This is a genomic window from Kribbella sp. CA-294648, assembly GCF_050943845.1.
Classification (GTDB): domain Bacteria; phylum Actinomycetota; class Actinomycetes; order Propionibacteriales; family Kribbellaceae; genus Kribbella.
In genome coordinates this window covers 8,588,487-8,607,006 of sequence record NZ_CP191981.1, presented here as the reverse complement: position 1 = coordinate 8,607,006, position 18,520 = coordinate 8,588,487, and the positions used below count along the sequence as shown (strand labels likewise).

Genomic DNA, 18,520 nt, shown 5'->3' with positions numbered 1-18,520 from the left:
GCGGCGCCTGAGCCATTCGCGGGGGATGGCTCAAGCTCAAGCCGGCACTGCGACCGGGTGTTCCAGAACCTTGTCGATGATTCCGTACTCCTTCGCCTGTTCCGGGGTGAACCAGCGGTCCCGGTCGGAGTCTGCCTCGATCCGCTCGACCGGCTGCCCGGTCCGTTGGCTCAGCAGCCGGGCCAGGTCCTTCTTCGCCAGGATCGACTGCTCCGCCTGCGTCTTGATGTCCGACGCCGTGCCGCCCATCCCGCCGGTCGGCTGGTGCATCATGATCCGGGCGTGCGGCAGCGAGTACCGCTTGCCCTCCGCGCCACAGGCCAGCAGCACCTGTCCCATCGACGCGACCATGCCCATCGCGTACGTCGCGACGTCGTTGCTGATGAAGTTCATCGTGTCGTAGATCGCCAGCCCGGCCGAGACCGAACCCCCGGGCGAGTTGATGTACAGCGAGATGTCCGCCTTCGGGTCCTCGGCGTTCAGCAGGATCAGCTGGGCGCACAGCGCGTTCGCGTTCTCGTCCTTGATCTCCTCGCCGAGCACGACGATGCGCTGCCAGAGCAGCCGCTGGTAGATGTGGTTGTCGAGGGCATTCGGTGCGGTCGTCTCGGTCATGTCTCCCAGCGTGGCCGCGGGACGCCCGCCCGTCCCGGGAATCTGCCCATGGCAGATCTGCCCACCGCAGACCCGGCCGGGGTGGCACACTCGGTACAGGACCACGGACGACATCCCGGGGAGGACCCAGACGTGTTGCTACGCCAGGTGATCGGAAACGTTTTCCGCCGGCTGCGGCGCGAGCGGGGAATCACCCTGCGCGAGCTCGCCGAGCTGGCCCAGGTGTCCGTGCCGTACCTCTCCGAGATCGAGCGCGGCCGCAAGGAGCCCTCCTCGGAGATCCTCGCCGCGATCTGCCGGGCACTCGACCTGGAGCTGGCCGACCTGCTGGCCGAGGTGCAGTTCGACCTCGCCACCGCGGTCCGCGCCACGCTGCCGGTGCACCTGCAGACCTCGGCCATCCGCGTCACCGAGTCCGCCCCGCGACAGGTGGCCTCTTCGCCGAAGGCGTACTCCGGCACCGCTCAGGCGTTCGCCCTGGTCGCCTAGTCAGTGCTCTGGCACAGCAACCCAGGTGCAAGAGCCTGGCGTACTACGGCTGCGCCCGCAGAGGTGCTCGCCTTCCACCAGTCCCTCCCGGGCTATGCGCCGACCCCGCTGACCGCAGTACCGGCGCTGGCGGCTGAGCTGGCTGTCGGGCAAGTTCTGGTGAAGGACGAGTCGCAGCGGCTTGGCCTGCCTGCTTTCAAGGCACTCGGAGCCTGGTGGGCCATCCACTGTGCTCTGCAGGATCACCCGCGCACTGCAGAGCTCGTCACGGCGACCGACGGCAACCATGGGCGCGCAGTCGCCCGGATGGCGCGCATGCGTGGTCTCAAGGCCCACGTGTTCATCCCGGCCGTCGTCAGTGAGCGTGCCATCGAGGCGATCCGCTCCGAGGGCGCGCTGGTGACAATCATCGACGGGTCGTACGACGCTGCTGTGTCTGCTGCTGCCGCCGATGCGGCCAGCGGCAACAGCCTGCTGGTCCAGGACTCGGCCTGGCCTGGGTACGAGGTCATCCCGCAGTACATCGTCGATGGCTACTCCACGCTCTTCCGTGAGATCGACGTCGAGCCCGACCTGGTCGTAGTACCGATGGGTGTCGGCTCTATCGCCCAGGCTGCAGTCACTCACTACCGCAGTGGTCCTGTGGCACCGTCTGTCCTCGGTGTCGAGCCAGCAAGCGCCGCCTGTGTCATCGCCAGCCTCCAGGCCGGAGAGCTGGTCACTGTGCCCACCGACCAGACAGTGATGGCCGGCCTGAACTGCGGCACCCCCTCAAGCCTCGCCTGGCCCGTACTGCGCGCTGGGCTGGACGCAGCGGTCACAGTGGAGGACTCCGAGGCGCTACGCGCAGTCGACGACCTGGCAGCGCTCGGTATCTCTTCCGGCCCGAGCGGAGCCGCGACGCTGGCCGGCCTGCGCGCGGCACGCGACCGGTTGCCGTTGAGCGCCACCAGCACGATCATTTTGATCAGTACGGAGGCTGCCTCGTGATTGACTACCGAATCCGCTTCCCGGTCGACGACATCGCGCTGTCCGGCCTGCACGCGCTCGCGTTCGGCCATCGGGTCGAGGTGCAGCCGTGGGCCGCCCGGCTGGACCGGCACGCGCTCACCTGGGTCGGTGCCTTCAGCAACAACTTGCTCGTCGGCTTCGTCCAGGTCTGCTGGGACGGCGGCGCGCACGCGTTCGTGCTCGACACGGCCGTGCACCCGGAGTACGGGCGGCAAGGCATCGGCAAGCGACTGGTCCGAGCAGCCGCCTCGGAGGCGAAGGCAGCGGGTTGCGAGTGGTTGCACGTCGACTACGAGCCGCATCTGGCCGACTTCTACGTGAAGGCCTGCGGCTTCTCGCCCACCGAAGCGGCCCTGCTCAAACTCCGCTGAGTACTGCGGTCAGCCGTTCGGTCGACACACACGAGATCAGGCATCGCTCCTTGGCGTCACCGAGCAGCTCAGCGGTCCAGCGCGTGAACCCGCCATCGCCCAACTCCGCATCGCCGACGCCGACCCCGAGCGCAGTACCGGCGTAGTAGTTCGAGCCTTTGTCCCGCGCGGGATCCTCGGTGAACGGCACCTTCAGCGCAGGCCGAACGGTGTCCTCGATCCGCTCCCGTACCGCGGTCGGCGCGAAGGTGGTGAACGTCAACTGGGCCTCGTCACCCAGAACGTCGTGCCAGAACCGCAGATGATCCACCAGCATCTCGGCCTCGATCCGCCCCGACCCGGTGTCCCGCGCACTCGACACCAGCGCGAACAACTGGAAATGCGCGAACATCCCCGGCGCGTCCACCGCCTGAGCCCGCACCACTCGCTGGCACGCGGCCAGGTCGACCCGTTCCTGCCCGGCGCGACGGCGTACCGCCGCCTCGATCGCCAGCACGTTGGTCGGATCGCTCGCCACCTCGTTGCCGCGCATCGTGCTGACGACCTTGTTCTGATCGACGGTGGCCACCGCCGAACACGTCCCCAACGGCGCCAACGGCGACAACTCAACCCCCGCGAACCGCTCCGGCAACCGCTCCCACACCATCGCCTGCGTCTTGACCAGCGCCCGCGGATCAACCACCGACGGCCGCACGAACCGATCCTCCTGCCACCGCCGAACCACCCGAGCCGGCGTCACCGCACCCGCCCGAACCCGACTCACCTCCAGCAACGCGGTCTGCAACTCCGACGCACTCAACCCATGCCCGAACGCCTCCCGCGCCCCCTCCGGCACCTTCCGCCAAACCCGCTCACCCACATCACCCATACCCCCACCCTGCCGAATTGTGACCATTGGCGCCGCTCATTTAGCTTTTCGGTTGGCGGAGACGGAGGGGGCGGATACCTGACCGGCTCATCGTGAGCGCCCATGGACCGCCTCCGAGCTTGATGGTCAGCCGGCGCAGACGTTCCTCGTGCTGGAGGAAGATTTCGGCCAGCTCCATCGACGTATGGTCCTGCTTGCCGCCGATCCAGACCGAGCGGAGACCGTGCTCCCAGTACGCGAGCTGCTCGGCGGGTCTGGTCCGGATCCTCCGGTCGCGGGTGAGGATGATCCAGCCGCGCTCACCGACGATCGGCATCCAGGTGAGATCCGGCGTACCTCGCGGAATCTCTTCGATCGCCGAATAGATGACATCGAGACGGTGGTGATCCCGGATCAGGATCTTGGCCAGTCCGATCGCATTTTCGTCTGCGAAGTACCGGCTCGGTTCGGTCAAGGATCAGCCGGTCTGCGAAGTCGAGGCGATCAGTTCGTAGCGCAGGGCCTGATCGATCTGATCCAGGTCGAGGTCGTACAGCTCCGCAAGCACCTCACGGCTCTCGCCGGCCCGGTACTCCTCGGCGAGCACCTCCGTCCGGATGCCGCGGATGCTGGGCTGACCGAACGAACGGCTGGGATCCAGCTGTACATCTGGAGTGCGGGTCACCGGGCGGATCATGGTGGCGACGCCGTCGGTGAACTGGACCGCCTCGGCAAACCGCTGAGCGGGCAGGTCGAGCATCAACTGGCCGTTGCGCACCACGACCAGCAGCAGTTCAGGCTCCAGGCCGACTTCCTCCTGCACTCGCTGGACAAGCTCCCGGCCGTCGACCTCGAGAAGTGTCCGTGCGTGTGCGAGGGGGTAAGGCCCAAACTCCGCGCGAAGGCGCTCGACGGCGGGCCGCAGTCGGCGGACGGACACTCGCTGATCCCGAAACTCGGCAAGCAGCCTCGCCTCGACCATCTCGCCCCAGGTCACGATGTCGCTGCCGGTCGAGGTCGAGCGCAGGACGGGCGCGTACTCCGTACCGCCGCGCCGGTATCCGTCGATCCACCGGCGCGCGGTGCCTGGGCGCAAGCCGACCAGGCGATCGACGTCCGGATAGGAGTAGATCGCTCGATCGAGCAGGCTTGATGCGGTCACGCGCTCATCGTGCCACTCCGGGACCGAAACCCGGCGGAAGTTTTCCACAGGCTCGCTCTGTACCAACTAGTCTGTACGACATGGATGCGATGCAGTACGAGGTGAATCTGCCGGCGGACTACGACATGGGGATCATCCGCCGGCGGGTGGAGACGCTGGGTTCGAAGACGGACGACTTCGACGGGCTGGGCGTGAAGGCCTATCTCGTGCAGGACCAGGCGAACGGCGCGGCGGTGAACCAGTACGCGCCGTTCTACCTGTGGAACGACACAGCCGGAATGAGCCGGTTCCTCTGGGGCGGCGGGTTCTTCACGGGTATCTGCAAGTCCTTCGGGCGTCCGAGTGTCCGGCACTGGGCAGGTGCCGGGGTGCTCCCTGGAGCTGACGTCGACCAGCCGGCGGCCGGCGCCACCAAAAACGTGCAACTGCTCCCGCCCGACGTCGACCCGGCGGGCCCAGTCGCGGAGGCGCTGGAGGTGTTGCGTCGTACGGCCGAGATGCCCGGCGTCCACAGCTCGGCGATCGCCGTGGACCCGGCCCGCTGGGAACTCGTCCATTTCACCTTGTGGACCGGCGAACCAGGCATCGTCCCCGGCACGCGCTACCAGGTCCTCCACTTGTCCACACCCGACACAAAAACCCTGTTCGGGTAGTGAGTTCGCGGATATCTTCTAAGGCATGACGTACTCAAGCCCGCACCTTTGACGCTCTGACCGACCACGACCCAGCGCGGTTCCGCGCAGTCTGTCCGTTCGCATCGTCGCTTACGAGGCGCTGCAGGACTTCATCCCGTTGTATCCGTTGTACGGCTTGCTGTTCTCGGATCACGGACTGTCGGCGGCCCAGATCTCGACGCTGTTCATCATCTGGTCGACGACCGCGTTTCTGCTCGAGGTGCCATCGGGTGCCCTGGCAGATGTCTTCTCCCGGCGCAAACTGCTGGTGCTCGGCGCCCTCATCGGAGGCCTGGGCTATGTGGCCTGGATCGCCCTGCCCTCGTACGCCGGGTTCGCCGCCGGTTTCGTGTTGTGGGGAGTCAGCTCCGCGCTGATCTCCGGCACGTTCGAAGCCTTCGTGTACGACGAACTCGCCGCGCGCGGAGCCTCCGACCGGTACGCCGGACTGATCGGCAGGGCGAAGTCTTCCGCCCTGGTCATGAATCTGGCGGCTACCGCATTGGCAGCGCCGCTGTATCAGCTTGGTGGCTATCCGTTGGCGGGTGCCGTCAGCGTGTGCAGCTGTCTTGCCCAGGCGGCGGTTGCCCTGTCCTTGCCGGAGGCGCCACCTGTCGCCACGGCCGACGAAACAGAGGAGGTGGAGCCGGGAGCCGGAGGTGGCCCACTCGGACGGTACGTGGCGATGTTGCGCTCGGGACTGAGCGAGGTCGCGACCAGTCGTGTCGTCCGCAAGGCCGTCGCGCTGGTGGCTCTGTTGGGTGGATTCCTGGCCTTCGACGAGTATTTCCCCTTGCTGGCAAGGGAGATCGGCGCCTCGACGACACTCGTCCCGGTGCTGATCGCCGGTACGGTCGCTGCCCAGGCGATCGGTGGCGCGCTTGCCGGTCCGGCGTACCGGCTGCGGGGTCGGCTGCTCGCGGCTGGGCTGGGGTTGTCGGCCGGATTGCTGGCGTGGGGTGCTTTGAGCGGGACGGCTCATGGGTTCGTACCGATCGCGGTCGGCTACGGCGTGATGCAACTCGTCATCATCGTCGCCGAAGCGCGGCTGCAGGACGCCATCACGGGTCCGGCGCGCGCCACGGTGACGTCGGTGTCGGGTCTGTTCGCCGAGGTCTTCGCCGTCGCGGTCTACGCGGGCTTCGCGTTGGGCTCGTTCTGGTTCGCGCTGCCGGCGTTGGTTGCAGGGCTGACCGTCCCGCTGTTCCTGACCGCGCTGATCACCCCGTCGGCCCTCCCGCCGCCGGCTCCGCAAGAGGAGTCGTCTGCGGACGCAGCCTCAGTCGGAGAGGAGGGTGTTGACGGATGAGACCAGGCGGGTGACGAAGGCGGTTCGGTGGGTGTCCTTGGTGGATGCCAGGGAGAGGAAGGGGTTGAGGTCTTCGAGTTCCACCAGGAGAAGCTCGCCGTCGCGCGTGCGGCACGCATCGACGCGCTGGATGCCGTGGTCGATGGCGTTCCAGTCGACGAAGCGTTGTGCGAAGGCGAGGTCGTCGTCGGTCGGCTGGTAGGGCTGCAGCTCCCAGCGGAGTTCGGGGTCGGGGGCGTACAGCGCGTACTGGAAGTCGTGGTCGACGAAGTAGAAGGAGACCTCGTACCGGAAATCGATCAAGGGCTGCGCGAGCAGGCCGTCGAGAGGAAGGGTGGTGAGTTCGTCACGGGAGACTTTGCGTAGTCCGATCGAGTCGGAGCCCAGCTTCGGCTTGACGAGATACCCGGCTGACTCGGGCAACGCGGCCGGGTCGCTGTCGGTCGTCGGGATGACCGGGTAGCCGGCGTCGCTCAGCTCCACCAGGTACTGCTTGCCGACCATGTCGGCCTTGCCGGTGAGCTGGTTGTACACGCGGGTCCCCTTGTCGAGCGCCGCTGCCCGGAATTCGTCGTACTCGACCTGAAAGTGCAGGACCGGCCCGCTGTTGCGCACCACCACAGCGTCGAAGCTATCCATCAGCGCCACCGCATCAAGTGGATGACACAACGCCAGATCGAAGTGATCCCGCAGCTCCCGAGTGAGAAAGATGTCTTCGTCGCAGTACCGCCGGCCACGCGCCGGATAGGTGAGATCGCTGACGTACAAGATCTTCGCGCGCATGATGAAGCCTCCGGCGGTGAGAGTTGCGGTCTGGCGCTACAGGCCGAGGTGGGATTCGATGCCGGCGACCAGTACTGCGATGCCGGTGGTGAAGCCATCGCTGAAGTCGTAGGCGAGGCCCTCGGTGCCGAGTTCGGAGACTACGCGGACGAGGGTTGGGGCTTTGCCGGGTGGGAGGGTGGCTACTCGGGTCAGTAGGTCGGGGGCCAACTCGAAGGTGTCGGCGCGGACGGACGCTTCGCCGAGGCTGAAGCCGTGGATGAAGTCGATGATGGTGTTGACCGCCTCGAAGATCTGCCGTGGCTCCGCGCCGGCTCGGTCTAGGGCGCGGTAGAACGGCTCGACGGTCACCACGACGACGTCCGAGACGGCGGAGGTGTCGGAGAGCACCTGCAAGGCCAGATTCGGGTGGGCTCGCAGTGCGTCGCGGTAGGCCTCGGCCGCGTTTTTCAACTCGTCCTGCCAGGCGATGCTGTCGTCCGGTGGTGAGGACTCCAGTTGGGCGAAGACGAGCTCGGCCAGTCCGGCGAAGACGGCCGCCTTGTTCGGCAGGTGGTGGTAGATCGACATCGGGTTCACGCCGAGCGTCGAGGCGAGCCGCCGCATCGTCATCGCCTCGATGCCTTCGGTGTCGACGATCCGCAACGCCGCCTCGAGGATGGTCTGCCGGCTGAGCCGCTCCTCGCCCGACCGCGGTCGCCCCGCTCGACCAGGACTCGGCTTGCCAGCATTAACCATACGACGTATGGTACAGAAATCATACAGCGTATGGCTACAGTGGGAGGCAGAACATGACCGGACAGCCGTTGGCGGGCAAGGTGGCGTTGGTGGCCGGCGGGACCCGGGCGGCCGGGCGGGGGATCGCGGTGCAGCTCGGCGCGGCCGGCGCGACCGTCTACGTGACAGGCCGGACCACGCACGCCCAGCGGTCCGAGATGAACCGTCCCGAGACGATCGAGGAGACCGCCGAGCTGGTCGACGCCGCGGGCGGCCGCGGCATCGCAGTACAGGTCGATCACACCGATCCGGCGCAGGTGAAGGCGCTGGTCGAGCGGATCGAGTCCGAGCAGGGTGCGCTGCACATCCTGGTGAACGACATCTGGGGACAGGCTGGCGAGCCCGAATGGGACAAACCGGTGTGGGAGTCGTCGCTCGAGGAGGGCCTCAAGCTGTTCCGGCTCGGCGTCGACACACACGTGATCACCAGCCACTTCGCGCTGCCGTTGCTGATCAAGTCGCCCGGCGGCCTGGTCATCGAGATGACCGACGGCACCGACGAGTTCAACGCGACCAACTACCGCGTCTCGTTCTTCTACGACGTCGCCAAGGGCGCGGTCAGCCGGATCGCGTTCGCCCTCGCCCACGAACTGAAGTCGCACCAAGCGACCGCGATCCTGCTCACCCCCGGCTGGCTCCGCTCGGAGGCGATGCTCGAAGGCTTCGGCGTCACCGAGGAGAACTGGCGCGACGCCACCGAAAAGGTCCCGCACTTCGCGATCTCCGAGAGCCCGTCGTACGTCGGCCGCGCGGTGGCGGCATTGGCGGCCGACCCCGACGTCGCGCGTTACAACGGCAAGTCGCTGTCCAGCGGCGAACTGGCGCAGGTCTACGGCTTCACCGACCTGGACGGCAGCCGGCCCGACGCCTGGCGCTACATCGTCGAGGTCGAATCCCAGGGCAAGCCAGCGGACACCACCGGCTACCGCTAAGCCCGCGGACACCACCGGCTACCGCTAAGCCGGCGGACGCCACTGGCTGCCGCTAGAGCCGATGAAGCGGGCAGACGCCGCGGCCAGGGCTCAAAGCCGGCAGCGGTGAGGCGGAGCCAGTGAGGGCGGTCTGCGGATGGGCGGCAGCAATCGGTACTCCGGTCGCTGCCGCCAGCGCCAGTACGTCGCGCCGCGAGGTCACCGCGACCGCAGGGTCCTGCTCGTAGACATAGGTGAGCTCAGGCCACCGTGCCTGCGCCGGATGCACCAGGAGGTCGCCCCCGAGCACAGCCCGCTCAGTCACCACGCACTGATGCCCAGGCGTATGCCCCGGCGTCGGCAGCAGCCGTAGGCCGTCGGCAAGCACAGTCTCCCCATCCACAGCCCGCAACTGCCCCGCATCGACAAGCGGCTGGATCAGCTTCGTGTAGTTGGCCCCGCCGCGTGCTTGCTCCACCTCTACCTGCTGCACCACATAGGTCGCATTGCCGAAGAGCGGCAACTCCTCAGCCACGTTCCAGCCCGCATGATCAGAGTGGATGTGGGTGAGCACCACAGTGTCGACCTCACTCACCTGTACTCCGGCCGCCTCCAGCAGCGAAGGCAACCGACCAGCCGTCCCCAGCCACTCAGCCGCGTCGCTCCCGGCCGGCCCGATCCCGGTGTCGACCAGCGTCACTCCGGCAGACGACGTCACCAGGAAGCTGTGGAAGTGCAGCCACCACCCACCATCGGCCGCAACATTCCCGGGCATCGAAGCCGCCGTCCACTCCTGATGCTCACTGGACCAACCGGGCAAGGCTGTCTCGACAGGCTCAGGAAAAACCGCCACCGCATCGCACAAAACCGTCACATCCACGCCGACAACCTAGTGCGCGGGCAGGACCATCCACACGGCCAAGCCGGTCATGATCAGGGCGATGCCGCCGTCGAGGATCTGCCAGGCGCGTGGGCGGGCGAAGACCGGGCCGAGCTTGCGGGCGAAGAAGCCGAGCGAGAAGAACCACCCGAAGCTCGCCGCGACCGAGCCCAGGCCGTAGATCCAGCGCCCGTCCGGCCCGCGCTGGTTCGCCAGCGACCCGAGCAGGATCACCGTGTCCAGGTACACGTGCGGGTTCAGGAACGTGAACCCGAGACAGGTCAGTACGACGCTCCGCAGCGCGGTAGGAGTGTGGTCGGTCGGGTTCATCGCCGCGGGGTTGAAGGCTCGCCGCGCCGCGATCACGGCGTACGTGAAGAGGAAGAGTGCGCCGCCGTAGCGGGCCAGGTCGAGGGCGAGTTGGCTGCTGGTCAGGACGGCGCCGAGGCCGGCGATGCCGCTCGAGATGAGTAGTGCGTCGGAGAGTGCGCAGATCAGAACCACCGGCAAGACGTGCTCGCGGCGCAGCCCCTGGCGCAGTACGAACGCGTTCTGTGCTCCGATCGCGACGATCAGCGTCAAGGTGGTGGCAAAGCCGGCGAGGAGGGGCATGGTTCGACCGTAGAAGGCCGGCCAGCCACAAACCAGCTAAAGTTCTTTCACCACCATTAGCTACGCTTAAGCTAGGAAACCCATGCAGCTCGACTCGGCCCAGCTGGACACCTTCGCCGCGGTGATCGACGAAGGCAGTTTCGACGCCGCGGCTCGCAAGTTGCAGGTCACGCCGTCGGCCGTCAGCCAGCGGATCAAGGCGATGGAGAGTCGCCTCGGCCACGTCCTGGTGCAACGAACCAAACCGGCTCGCGCCACCGAAGCAGGCGAGGCCGTACTACGCCTCGCCCGGCAGGTGTCGCTGCTGGAGGTCGAGGCGATCGCCGCGGTGAAGGGCAAGCTGGACGGCCTGCGGCTGCCGATCGCGGTGAACGCCGACTCGCTCAACAACTGGTTCCTGCCGGTGCTCTTCGCCGTACCGCCGGAGTTGGTGACCGCGTTCGACCTGCGGCAGGAGGATCAGGACCATTCAGCGGAGCTGCTGCGCAACGGGACGGTCCTGGCCGCGGTCACCGCCGATCCACAGCCGGTGCAGGGTTGCCGGGTGCAACCGCTCGGCAAGATGCGGTACCTGTCGATCGCGACGCCGGAGTTCGCCGACCGCTGGCTGACCGGGCGGCCGCTGCCGGAGGCGCTCGCGGACGCGCCGATGATCGTCTTCAACTCCAAGGACATGCTGCAGCACCGGCTGGTCCGCAAGGTGACCCGGCGGCGGCTCGAGCCGCCGATGCACTCGATCCCCGCGCCAGGGCCGTTCGTCCGGGCGATCCGGCTCGGCCTCGGCTGGGGCATGATCGAGGAGGAGATGGTCGAGGACGAACTGACCGACGGCCGCCTGGTGGAAGTTGCCAAGGGCAAGTACGTCGACGTGCCGCTGTACTGGCAGCGCTGGAAGCTGGACTCCGCTGTGCTCGACGCCCTGACTGCCGCCGTCCTAAAGGCAGCCGCAACCGGCCTGCGGCCCCGTTAATACCTCGAACACACCCGACGTCCGGCGACGCTGATCTCGAACAGATGTGCAAGACGATCGTTTCAGACGTCCACTAGGATCGGTGCCATGGGAAACCGTGAAGCGCTGATCGAGGGCGCCAAGAGCTGCCTGATGGAGAAGGGGTACAGCCGGACCACCGCGCGGGATATCGCGACGGCGGCCGGGGTGAGCCTGGCCGCGATCGGTTACCACTTCGGCTCCAAGGAAGCACTGCTCAACGAGGCGATGCGGCAGGCGCTGGACGAGTGGGGTGTCCAGGTCGGCGAGACCATGAGCGCCGGGTTGCCGCCGAACGTGGACGCCCGGGAGCGGTTCGTGGCGACCTGGGGACAGGCGGTCGAGACGTTGTCGTCGCCGGCAACGCGCGCGCTGTGGGTCACGCAGTACGAAGTACTGAGTCTGGGAGCGCATCTGCCGGAGCTGCTCGCGGAGCTGTCGAAGCTGCAGGGCGAGGCGCGCGAGGGCGTGGCGATGCTGTTCGGTTCCGCGGACGAGAACACTGACCCGGCGACGACTCAGCAGGTCGGCGCGTTCTATCAGGCGCTGCTGCTAGGCGTGATTGCGCTGTGGCTCTTCGACCCTGCGAAGGCACCCAAGGGTGAAGACCTGGCCAAGGCGATCCAGTTGGTCGCATCCCAGCTAGGGTCGTGAGATGAAGAAGGCGATACCGCTTGCCCTGGGTTTGTTGCTGACTGTGCTCGGCGTGGTCTGGGCGTTGCAGGGGCTCGGCTACATCGGCGGCAGTTCGATGAGTGGCAAGAGCCTGTGGGCGATCATCGGACCGCTCGTGGCGGCGTTCGGAGTCTCCCTGCTGTACGTCACTTTCCGGGGTCCGCAGAAGCGGTAGGCGTCGGCAGGTCTGCCGGCTCCCAGCGCATGGCCATCGGGTTGTCGGCCGGGACCAGGCCGTTGGCCATGATCGCTCCACTGATCGGCCGGACCAGGCGGTCCAGTTCCTCGGCGTTGGAGTCGCCAAAGGCTGACCAGCCCTGCTCGGCCAACCTGTCGGTGGTGTCCTCGACCTGCTGCCGCAGTGCTCGCCCTGCCTCAGTCAGTACGCCGTCCGCGTCCAGCAGCCCGCGTACCCGGAGATCCTCCTCGGCTGCGGCCCACTCCTCGTCGCTCCAGCGCCTGTTGAGCTGGAACACCTCCTTGGACGGCCCGCCAGCGGCAGAGATGGTCACGCACGCCTGGCAGGGAGACAGCTGCGCCCCGACCAGTGCGGCGACATGCCCGTCGCCACGCGACTCCCTGAGGATCGTGCTGGCCTGCCACAACACCAGGTGCGGCTCATCCGGCCAGTCGAGCGCAGCGTTGGCTGCACCGAGTGGCCGGCCCGCTGTCGGCGCCAACTCGGCCGCCTGGCGAGCCAGCTCGGCGGCCCGGCGTACCGGAGTACTGGTGGGTGGGAAGCGGCGTACTGCGCTGTCGACCGCCTCCAGGCGAGCGGTGAGGAGCTGTGCGGGCGTGGCGAAGCTCCAGGCGTCAGGGATGGCGCGGGCGACCATGGACGGGTGGAAGTTGTAGAAGACCGCCGTGACGAGTCCTGGCCCCACTGGGCCTAGTGGAGCTGCGCGGCAGGCGAAGTAGCTCATCCAGCCGCCGCGGAGGCCGAGTGCGTCCGTGGCCTTCCTGGTGTCGGGCGCGAAGTAGGTGATCGCGTGGTACGGCTCGAGAACTTTCCACAGGCGCCGGGCGCGCGACTCGGTCATGCTCCCGATCAAAGCAGATCGATCCCCTCTTGATGAGAGGGTGTCGGCCATGAGTATTCGGGTGCAGTGTGTGAACTACGACGCGATCGACCCCGCCGCGCAGGCACGCTTCTGGGCCGAGGTGCTCGGCTGGCGGATCACGCACGAGGTCGAGAAGGAGTCGGTGCTGGAGCCACCGCAGGGCAGCCCGGAGGACGGCGTCGCCCCGGACATCCTGTTCATCCGGGTGCCGGCCGACGAGACGAAGACGGTGAAGAACCGCGTTCACCTGGACCTGCGTCCGGACGACCAGCAGGCCGAGATCGCGCGGATCGAGAGCCTCGGCGGCAAGCGCGTGTCGGTCGGGCAGGACGAGTCTGTCTCCTGGGTCGTGATGGCCGACCCGGAAGGCAACGAGTTCTGCGTACTGCGTGCCTTTACCCCCGAGGAGCTGGCCACTCTCTAGAGCGGCCGGTGCATCACGTGCAGGCCGACGTAGCCGTGGGTCGGGCTGAGGAAGGCTTCGGGGACTGTGCCGATGATGTCGAAGCCCAGTGACTGCCAGAGTTTCACCGCGGTGGTGTTGGTCTCCACCACCGCGTTGAACTGGATGGAGCGGAATCCGCTCCGCCCGGCCCAGTCGATCATGTCCTGGCAGAGTGCGCGGCCGACGCCCTGTCCGCGCGCCGCGGCGTCGACCATGAAGCTCGCGCTGGCCACGTGCGCGCCCGGGCCGGGACGGTTCGGGTACATGTTCGCGCTGCCCAGAACCTTGCCCTCGGCATCGATCGCGACCGTGGTCCGGGCCAGTGGTGACGAGGACGGTGACATCCACATCGCCTGCGCCTGCTCGTAGGTCAGCCCGGGATCGTAGGCATACGTCTCGCTGGCAGTGACGATCTCCCGGAAGAACGGCCAGATCGCGTCCCAGTCTGCCGCGGCAGCCTCTCGGATTTTCATGGAACCGATAGAATCACAGGGGATGACCAACTCTGTCGTTCATGGGCTGCCGCGCTGGAGTCTGGCCGTGCCCCCGCTCGCTCTCGTCGTCCTGGTGCTGTCCTGGGGACGCAAACCCGGTGCAGTGCTGCTCATCCTCATCTGCGCCGGCCTCGGTGCGGCGGTGATCGCCGCCGTTCACCACGCGGAGGTCGTCGCGCATCGCGTCGGCGAACCGTTCGGCACGCTGATCCTGGCGCTCGCGGTGACTGTGATCGAAGTCGCCCTGATCGTGACCCTGATGGCGTCGGGCGGCGACAAGGCCGCGTCGCTGGCGCGCGACACCGTGTTCGCCGCGGTGATGATCACCTGCAACGGCATCCTGGGTCTTGCGCTCGTGGTCGGGTCGCTGCGGCACAAGACGCAGGAGTTCCGGGTGCACGCGTCCGGCAGCGCGCTCGCCGTGATGACCGCGCTGGTCACGCTGAGCCTGGTCCTGCCGACCTTCACGACCAGTACTCCGGGGGCCACCTTCAGTGGTCCGCAGCTCGCCTTCGCCGGGGTCGCGTCATTGGTGATGTACGGCGTCTTCGTGTTCGTCCAGACGATCCGGCACCGCGACTACTTCCTCCCGGTGGTCGACACGACGGAGGCGGAAGCTGCATCCACGCCTCCTGCTGTTGAAGAGTCTCGTGCCGCTGATGAGCGGGACGAGGAGCAAGATGAGCTGCATGCCGCGGCGCCCAGCGGCAAGGTCGCGCTGGTGAGTCTTGGGCTGCTGTTCGGTTGCCTGGTCGCGGTGGTCGGCCTGGCCAAGACGGTCTCGCCGAAGCTGGAGTCCGCCGTCGAGTCGGCCGGCGCGCCGCTCGCGGTCGTCGGCGTGATGATCGCGCTGCTGGTGCTGCTGCCGGAGACGGTTGCCGCAGTACGGGCCGCACTGCGGAACCGTCTCCAGACCAGCCTGAACCTCGCGCTCGGTTCGGCCCTGGCCAGCATCGGACTGACGATCCCGGCGATCGCCATCGCGTCGATCTGGCTCAGCGGGCCGCTCGTGCTCGGCCTGGGCAGCAAGGAACTGGTGCTGTTCGTGCTCACCGTCGTGGTCAGCATGCTCACCCTGGCGACCGGCCGGGCCACCCTGTTGCAGGGCGCGGTCCACCTGATGATTTTCAGTTCCTTCCTCTTCCTCGCCGTCAGTCCGTGAGGCTGTCCAGGTAGTCGACGACCTCCTGCTGGTGGTTGTGCTCCGCCCAGCCACGCGGCGTACTCCGGTACGCCGGATCCTCGATCGCCGGATCAGCGCCGAGTTCGATCAGCTTCTTGACGGTGTCGAGGTGACCCCAGAACGCTGCCTGGTGCAAGGGCGTGTTCCTCGCCAGCACGTTGAGGTCGAAGCCCAACCGCTGCAAGGGTTCCAGCGCCTCGGTCCGGCCGTGCTCGGCCGCCCGGAGCGGGAGGAGCGGGTTTCGCCTTACGGCGCGGCCTGCCAGCTCGGCCCCTGCGTCGACCGACTCGCCGCGGAAGGCGGCGGCGTACAACTCGTGGACGTCGTCGAGTGGAGCCGCGCCGGCCTCGCGCAGCCGGTCGGCGATCTCGGTGTGCCCCTGGACGGCGGCCAATTCGTAGGCGCGGTGACCGCAGTAGACCGGATGCTCGGTACCACGGCCGTCGGGATCGATGCCTTGGGCAAGCACCAGCTCGACTCGGTGCAGTAGGCCTGCCGACGAGGCGAAGACCAGCTCGTCTTCCAGGAGCTGCCTCGGGGTCGGGTGCTCACCGGTCGCACCTTCGCTGGTCATGCGTTGATGCCAAGGGCCGCCGTCGCCTTGGCCGAGGCCGAATTCGAGGAGTAGTTCCAGGTGGTCGTCGTCGTACGGCGGTGGGCAGCCGGGGCCGCAGTTGTACATCGTCTGGCTGTCGTTCGGGTCGGCGCCGGCTTCGAGGAGGAGCCGCGCCAGTTCCAGCCTGTTCTGGTGTGGCGGTTGGTCGCCTTCGCCGCGTCCGAAGGCGCCAGTCAGTGCGGTGAAGGGTGACGGCAGGCCTTCCCAGAGATAGCCGGCGTTGGGGTCGGCGCCGTGGGCGAGGAGGAGTTTGGCGATCTCCAGTGGGGCGTCCCGGGGTACGGGGAGACGGGAGTAGCTCAAGTACAGCAAGGGTTCCCAGCGGAACGGGCCGCCTTCGCGACGAGCCAGCGACGGGTCCGCGGCGAGCGTCGTACGGACTGCTTCGACTTCGCCGGCCACGACCTGGGTGTAGTTGTTGCTTAGGGCAACTTCATCGACAAGGTCTTGCGCGGAGTCTTGGCGGGCCGGGTCGTCCTCGCCGTAGTGCAGAGTGGCGAGGCGGAGAAACTCGTCGATGCGCTGACCGGGGGTATCGAGCGGACCGCCGACCTGCTGGCGGTGCGGCGATCGGCTGTACTGCTCGACGATCGCAAGATGACGCACCAGTCGCGGCCAGCTGGCAAAGCCGTAACTGCGAGCAACCACGAGTTGCGCATCCGCAAGGGTGTTGACAGGTTGCGCGTGCGCGGGCGCGCTCATCGGGTGGAACTCACGCGCCAAGGCCATAGCCTGAGAATCCTCGGCACGCACCTGCTTGAGCAGTGCCTTGGCCTGCTTCTTCAGGTGGTCCAGATTCGGCGGGTGGGGAAGGTTCCGGGTCGGCATAGCGACCTCCTCTCTACGTGCCTGCTGTCCGCATCGACAGGCGAGAAAGGAGGTAGGCCGTACAAACACAACCTCAAATCCAGGTGGGCTAAGCCCTTCCCGCGAACCGGCGGCACCCTGAGCGCCTGCCCCGATCCTACGACGCCCACCCACCCGAGTGCTACCGCAACCGACCGTGTGGGTGGTCTGGTGGGCGGGGAGGATGAGGGGATGACGACGTGGGTGTTTAACGGAGTTGGACTGCCGGGTGGGGAGGCGGTTCGTCTTGCGGTGGGGGCGGGGGAGCCGGAGGGATTGCCGGGGCGGTTCGGGTTGCCGGGGTTGGTGGATTCGCATTGTCATCTGACCTTCCGGTTCGGTGAACACCGGCCGGTTCTCGTGGGTGAGGACTCGGCCGTGCGGATGCTCGACGATCTGGCGCGGGCTGGTGTGGGTGCGTTGCGGGATGTTGGTGGCGACCGTTCCGTCACGCTCAAGCTCGCCAATGATCCGCAGGGCGGCCGGCCCGTCGTGCTGGCCGCCGGGCGGTTCGTGGCGTCGAAGGACGGTTACTTTCCGGGGATGTACGAACCGGTTCCGGCCGACGAACTGGTGACTGCGGTCGAGGCCGAGCTGGAGGCGGGCGCCACCTGGATCAAGCTGGTCGGCGACTTCCCTCTTGTCGGGCCGGACGGTCCGATCCGGGGTAGTGAGACCACGCCGAACTACGAGCTCGATGCCGTCGCCGAGATGGTCGCCGCGGTACACGCGCGGGGTGCACGCGTTGCGGTTCACACCACGACTGCGCTGGTCAGCGACCTGATCCGGGTCGGCGTCGACTCGGTCGAGCACGGCGACCGCATCACCGAAGAAGACCTCGAAGTGCTCGGCGCCCGAGGCGGCGCCTGGACGCCGACTCTGTCCGCACTCATGTTCGGCGCGGAGAACGACACTTCGGAGCAGAGCAAGCGTCGCCGCGCACGCTCGGAGCGCGTCGCCGCAATGCTGCCCCTCGCCCGCCAGTACGGCGTACGCGTGCTGGCCGGATCGGATGTCGTCGGGTCCGTCGCGGGTGAGGTGAGCCAGTTGGTCCGGCATGGCCTGTCGGTCACCGAAGCGCTGGAGGCGGCAAGCACCTCGGCGCGGGACTTCCTCGGCCTGACCGACGGGGGCGATCTCGTCACCTACGACGCCGACCCCCGCGAGCACCCCGAAGTACTGGCAACGCCGGCCGCAGTCGTGCTTCGCGGCCGCCGCATCCACTGACACCCCCGCCGATACTACGAACCCGGGCGGGCATCGCTGAGACCCAGGTCACCGTGGCCTGTTCTTGAACATGTTCAAAACTCAGGGTTAGTCTCGGTCTTGTCCAAGAGTTGAACGTGTTCAAAAAGTGAGGGCGTGATGAGCATGACGGTGGTGACCTACCTGGTCTACCTGTCGATCGCGGTGCCGCTGACCATCTGGGTGGCGCGGACGCTGAGCCGGAACGGGCGGATCTTCCTGGTCGACGTGTTCCACGGCAACGACGACTTCGCCGATGCGGTGAACCGGTTGCTGGTGGTCGGGTTCTACCTGGTGAACCTCGGGTTCGTGACGCTGTTCCTGCGCAGCGGCAGCACGGTGGTCGACGCTCGCGGGTTGATCGAGCAGCTCAGCGTGAAGCTCGGCATCGTGATGGTGGTGCTCGGGGTGCTGCACCTGATGAACGTGTGGATCTTCAACCCGATCCGCCGCCGCAGCCGGCTGGAGGAGATGACCTCGCCACCGGTTCCGCCGAACAACCACGTCGTCGTCGGCGCCTACTGAC

General features: G+C 67.3%; 24 protein-coding genes. 13 read left to right on the top strand and 11 right to left on the bottom strand.

The window, feature by feature from the left end; translation table 11 throughout:
• Positions 1-36: 36 nt before the first annotated feature.
• On the bottom strand, positions 37-615 hold the full coding sequence (locus tag ACQPYM_RS41090) for a ClpP family protease (RefSeq protein WP_433012503.1): 579 nt from the start codon (positions 613-615) through the stop codon (positions 37-39).
• A gap of 147 nt (positions 616-762) precedes the next feature.
• Here ACQPYM_RS41090 and ACQPYM_RS41085 point away from each other — a divergent pair, with 147 nt between their 5' ends.
• From ACQPYM_RS41085 to ACQPYM_RS41075, 3 genes are read left to right on the top strand one after another with little or no spacing between them, the layout of a single operon-like run.
• Positions 763-1,104, top strand: coding sequence for a helix-turn-helix domain-containing protein (locus ACQPYM_RS41085; protein ID WP_433012500.1), 342 nt, complete (start codon positions 763-765; stop codon positions 1,102-1,104).
• A 3-nt stretch (positions 1,105-1,107) separates the two neighbouring features.
• Entirely contained in the window at positions 1,108-2,094 is a 987-nt protein-coding gene (locus ACQPYM_RS41080; RefSeq protein ID WP_433012497.1) for a pyridoxal-phosphate dependent enzyme, read from the top strand.
• On the top strand, positions 2,091-2,486 hold the full coding sequence (locus ACQPYM_RS41075) for a GNAT family N-acetyltransferase (RefSeq protein WP_433012495.1): 396 nt from the start codon (positions 2,091-2,093) through the stop codon (positions 2,484-2,486). The genes ACQPYM_RS41080 and ACQPYM_RS41075 overlap by 4 nt, the downstream gene beginning before the upstream one ends.
• Here ACQPYM_RS41075 and ACQPYM_RS41070 read toward each other — a convergent pair.
• Genes ACQPYM_RS41070 through ACQPYM_RS41060 form a run of 3 tightly spaced genes read right to left on the bottom strand, consistent with a single transcriptional unit; the run spans position 2,473 to position 4,495 of the window.
• On the bottom strand, positions 2,473-3,354 hold the full coding sequence (locus tag ACQPYM_RS41070; protein WP_433012492.1) for a hypothetical protein: 882 nt from the start codon (positions 3,352-3,354) through the stop codon (positions 2,473-2,475). The two genes, ACQPYM_RS41075 and ACQPYM_RS41070, sit on opposite strands and share 14 nt — an antisense overlap.
• 40 nt (positions 3,355-3,394) lie before the next feature.
• The gene (locus tag ACQPYM_RS41065; RefSeq protein WP_433012489.1) at positions 3,395-3,808 is read right to left on the bottom strand and encodes a hypothetical protein; all 414 of its coding nucleotides are present in this window, start codon (positions 3,806-3,808) and stop codon (positions 3,395-3,397) included.
• A gap of 3 nt (positions 3,809-3,811) precedes the next feature.
• Positions 3,812-4,495 (bottom strand): DUF433 domain-containing protein, encoded by a 684-nt coding sequence (locus tag ACQPYM_RS41060; protein WP_433012486.1) that lies wholly within the window; start codon positions 4,493-4,495, stop codon positions 3,812-3,814.
• 80 nt (positions 4,496-4,575) lie between these two features.
• On the opposite strand from ACQPYM_RS41060, the gene ACQPYM_RS41055 reads away from it, so the two are divergent.
• Positions 4,576-5,148, top strand: coding sequence for a DUF4865 family protein (locus tag ACQPYM_RS41055; RefSeq protein ID WP_433012483.1), 573 nt, complete (start codon positions 4,576-4,578; stop codon positions 5,146-5,148).
• Positions 5,149-5,305: 157 nt separating this feature from the next.
• Positions 5,306-6,478 (top strand): MFS transporter, encoded by a 1,173-nt coding sequence (locus tag ACQPYM_RS41050; protein WP_433012480.1) that lies wholly within the window; start codon positions 5,306-5,308, stop codon positions 6,476-6,478.
• Here ACQPYM_RS41050 and ACQPYM_RS41045 read toward each other — a convergent pair.
• Together ACQPYM_RS41045 and ACQPYM_RS41040 are read right to left on the bottom strand one after the other, a co-directional pair.
• Positions 6,449-7,261, bottom strand: coding sequence for a hypothetical protein (locus ACQPYM_RS41045; RefSeq protein ID WP_433012477.1), 813 nt, complete (start codon positions 7,259-7,261; stop codon positions 6,449-6,451). The two genes, ACQPYM_RS41050 and ACQPYM_RS41045, sit on opposite strands and share 30 nt — an antisense overlap.
• Positions 7,262-7,297: 36 nt before the next feature.
• A complete protein-coding gene (locus ACQPYM_RS41040; RefSeq protein WP_433012474.1) occupies positions 7,298-7,999 on the bottom strand; it encodes a TetR/AcrR family transcriptional regulator in 702 nt (233 codons plus the stop codon).
• A 53-nt stretch (positions 8,000-8,052) separates the two neighbouring features.
• Here ACQPYM_RS41040 and ACQPYM_RS41035 point away from each other — a divergent pair, with 53 nt between their 5' ends.
• On the top strand, positions 8,053-8,970 hold the full coding sequence (locus tag ACQPYM_RS41035) for an SDR family oxidoreductase (RefSeq protein WP_433012471.1): 918 nt from the start codon (positions 8,053-8,055) through the stop codon (positions 8,968-8,970).
• A gap of 52 nt (positions 8,971-9,022) precedes the next feature.
• Here ACQPYM_RS41035 and ACQPYM_RS41030 read toward each other — a convergent pair whose 3' ends face one another.
• Both ACQPYM_RS41030 and ACQPYM_RS41025 read right to left on the bottom strand, forming a co-directional pair.
• Positions 9,023-9,724 carry an MBL fold metallo-hydrolase gene (locus tag ACQPYM_RS41030; RefSeq protein ID WP_433012468.1) on the bottom strand — a complete coding sequence of 234 codons (702 nt, stop codon included), beginning with the start codon at positions 9,722-9,724 and terminating at the stop codon, positions 9,023-9,025.
• Positions 9,725-9,838: 114 nt separating this feature from the next.
• Complete coding sequence (locus ACQPYM_RS41025; protein ID WP_433012465.1) at positions 9,839-10,441, bottom strand: LysE/ArgO family amino acid transporter; 603 nt, start codon at positions 10,439-10,441, stop codon at positions 9,839-9,841.
• Between the two features lie 82 nt (positions 10,442-10,523).
• On the opposite strand from ACQPYM_RS41025, the gene ACQPYM_RS41020 reads away from it, so the two are divergent.
• From ACQPYM_RS41020 to ACQPYM_RS41010, 3 genes are all read left to right on the top strand, one after another.
• The gene (locus tag ACQPYM_RS41020) at positions 10,524-11,411 is read left to right on the top strand and encodes a LysR family transcriptional regulator ArgP (protein ID WP_433012462.1); all 888 of its coding nucleotides are present in this window, start codon (positions 10,524-10,526) and stop codon (positions 11,409-11,411) included.
• A gap of 87 nt (positions 11,412-11,498) precedes the next feature.
• Positions 11,499-12,083, top strand: a complete 585-nt coding sequence (locus ACQPYM_RS41015; RefSeq protein WP_433012459.1) for a TetR/AcrR family transcriptional regulator — start codon at positions 11,499-11,501, stop codon at positions 12,081-12,083.
• A 1-nt stretch (position 12,084) separates the two neighbouring features.
• A complete protein-coding gene (locus tag ACQPYM_RS41010; protein ID WP_433012457.1) occupies positions 12,085-12,279 on the top strand; it encodes a hypothetical protein in 195 nt (64 codons plus the stop codon).
• On the opposite strand, the gene ACQPYM_RS41005 is transcribed toward ACQPYM_RS41010, so the two are convergent.
• Positions 12,251-13,144, bottom strand: coding sequence for an SCO6745 family protein (locus ACQPYM_RS41005; protein WP_433012454.1), 894 nt, complete (start codon positions 13,142-13,144; stop codon positions 12,251-12,253). The two genes, ACQPYM_RS41010 and ACQPYM_RS41005, sit on opposite strands and share 29 nt — an antisense overlap.
• Before the next feature lie 49 nt (positions 13,145-13,193).
• Here ACQPYM_RS41005 and ACQPYM_RS41000 point away from each other — a divergent pair, with 49 nt between their 5' ends.
• Entirely contained in the window at positions 13,194-13,589 is a 396-nt protein-coding gene (locus tag ACQPYM_RS41000; RefSeq protein WP_433012451.1) for a VOC family protein, read from the top strand.
• On the opposite strand, the gene ACQPYM_RS40995 is transcribed toward ACQPYM_RS41000, so the two are convergent.
• A complete protein-coding gene (locus ACQPYM_RS40995; protein WP_433012449.1) occupies positions 13,586-14,083 on the bottom strand; it encodes an N-acetyltransferase family protein in 498 nt (165 codons plus the stop codon). The genes ACQPYM_RS41000 and ACQPYM_RS40995 overlap by 4 nt on opposite strands.
• A 22-nt stretch (positions 14,084-14,105) precedes the next feature.
• Between ACQPYM_RS40995 and ACQPYM_RS40990 the strand changes: the two genes are divergently transcribed.
• Positions 14,106-15,266 (top strand): calcium:proton antiporter, encoded by a 1,161-nt coding sequence (locus tag ACQPYM_RS40990; protein ID WP_433012447.1) that lies wholly within the window; start codon positions 14,106-14,108, stop codon positions 15,264-15,266.
• Here ACQPYM_RS40990 and ACQPYM_RS40985 read toward each other — a convergent pair.
• On the bottom strand, positions 15,256-16,731 hold the full coding sequence (locus tag ACQPYM_RS40985; protein ID WP_433012444.1) for an ankyrin repeat domain-containing protein: 1,476 nt from the start codon (positions 16,729-16,731) through the stop codon (positions 15,256-15,258). The genes ACQPYM_RS40990 and ACQPYM_RS40985 overlap by 11 nt on opposite strands.
• Positions 16,732-16,941: 210 nt before the next feature.
• Between ACQPYM_RS40985 and ACQPYM_RS40980 the strand changes: the two genes are divergently transcribed.
• Together ACQPYM_RS40980 and ACQPYM_RS40975 are read left to right on the top strand one after the other, a co-directional pair.
• Positions 16,942-17,976, top strand: coding sequence for an amidohydrolase family protein (locus ACQPYM_RS40980; protein WP_433012441.1), 1,035 nt, complete (start codon positions 16,942-16,944; stop codon positions 17,974-17,976).
• Between the two features lie 138 nt (positions 17,977-18,114).
• A complete protein-coding gene (locus tag ACQPYM_RS40975; RefSeq protein ID WP_433012439.1) occupies positions 18,115-18,519 on the top strand; it encodes a hypothetical protein in 405 nt (134 codons plus the stop codon).
• Position 18,520: the final 1 nt, after the last annotated feature.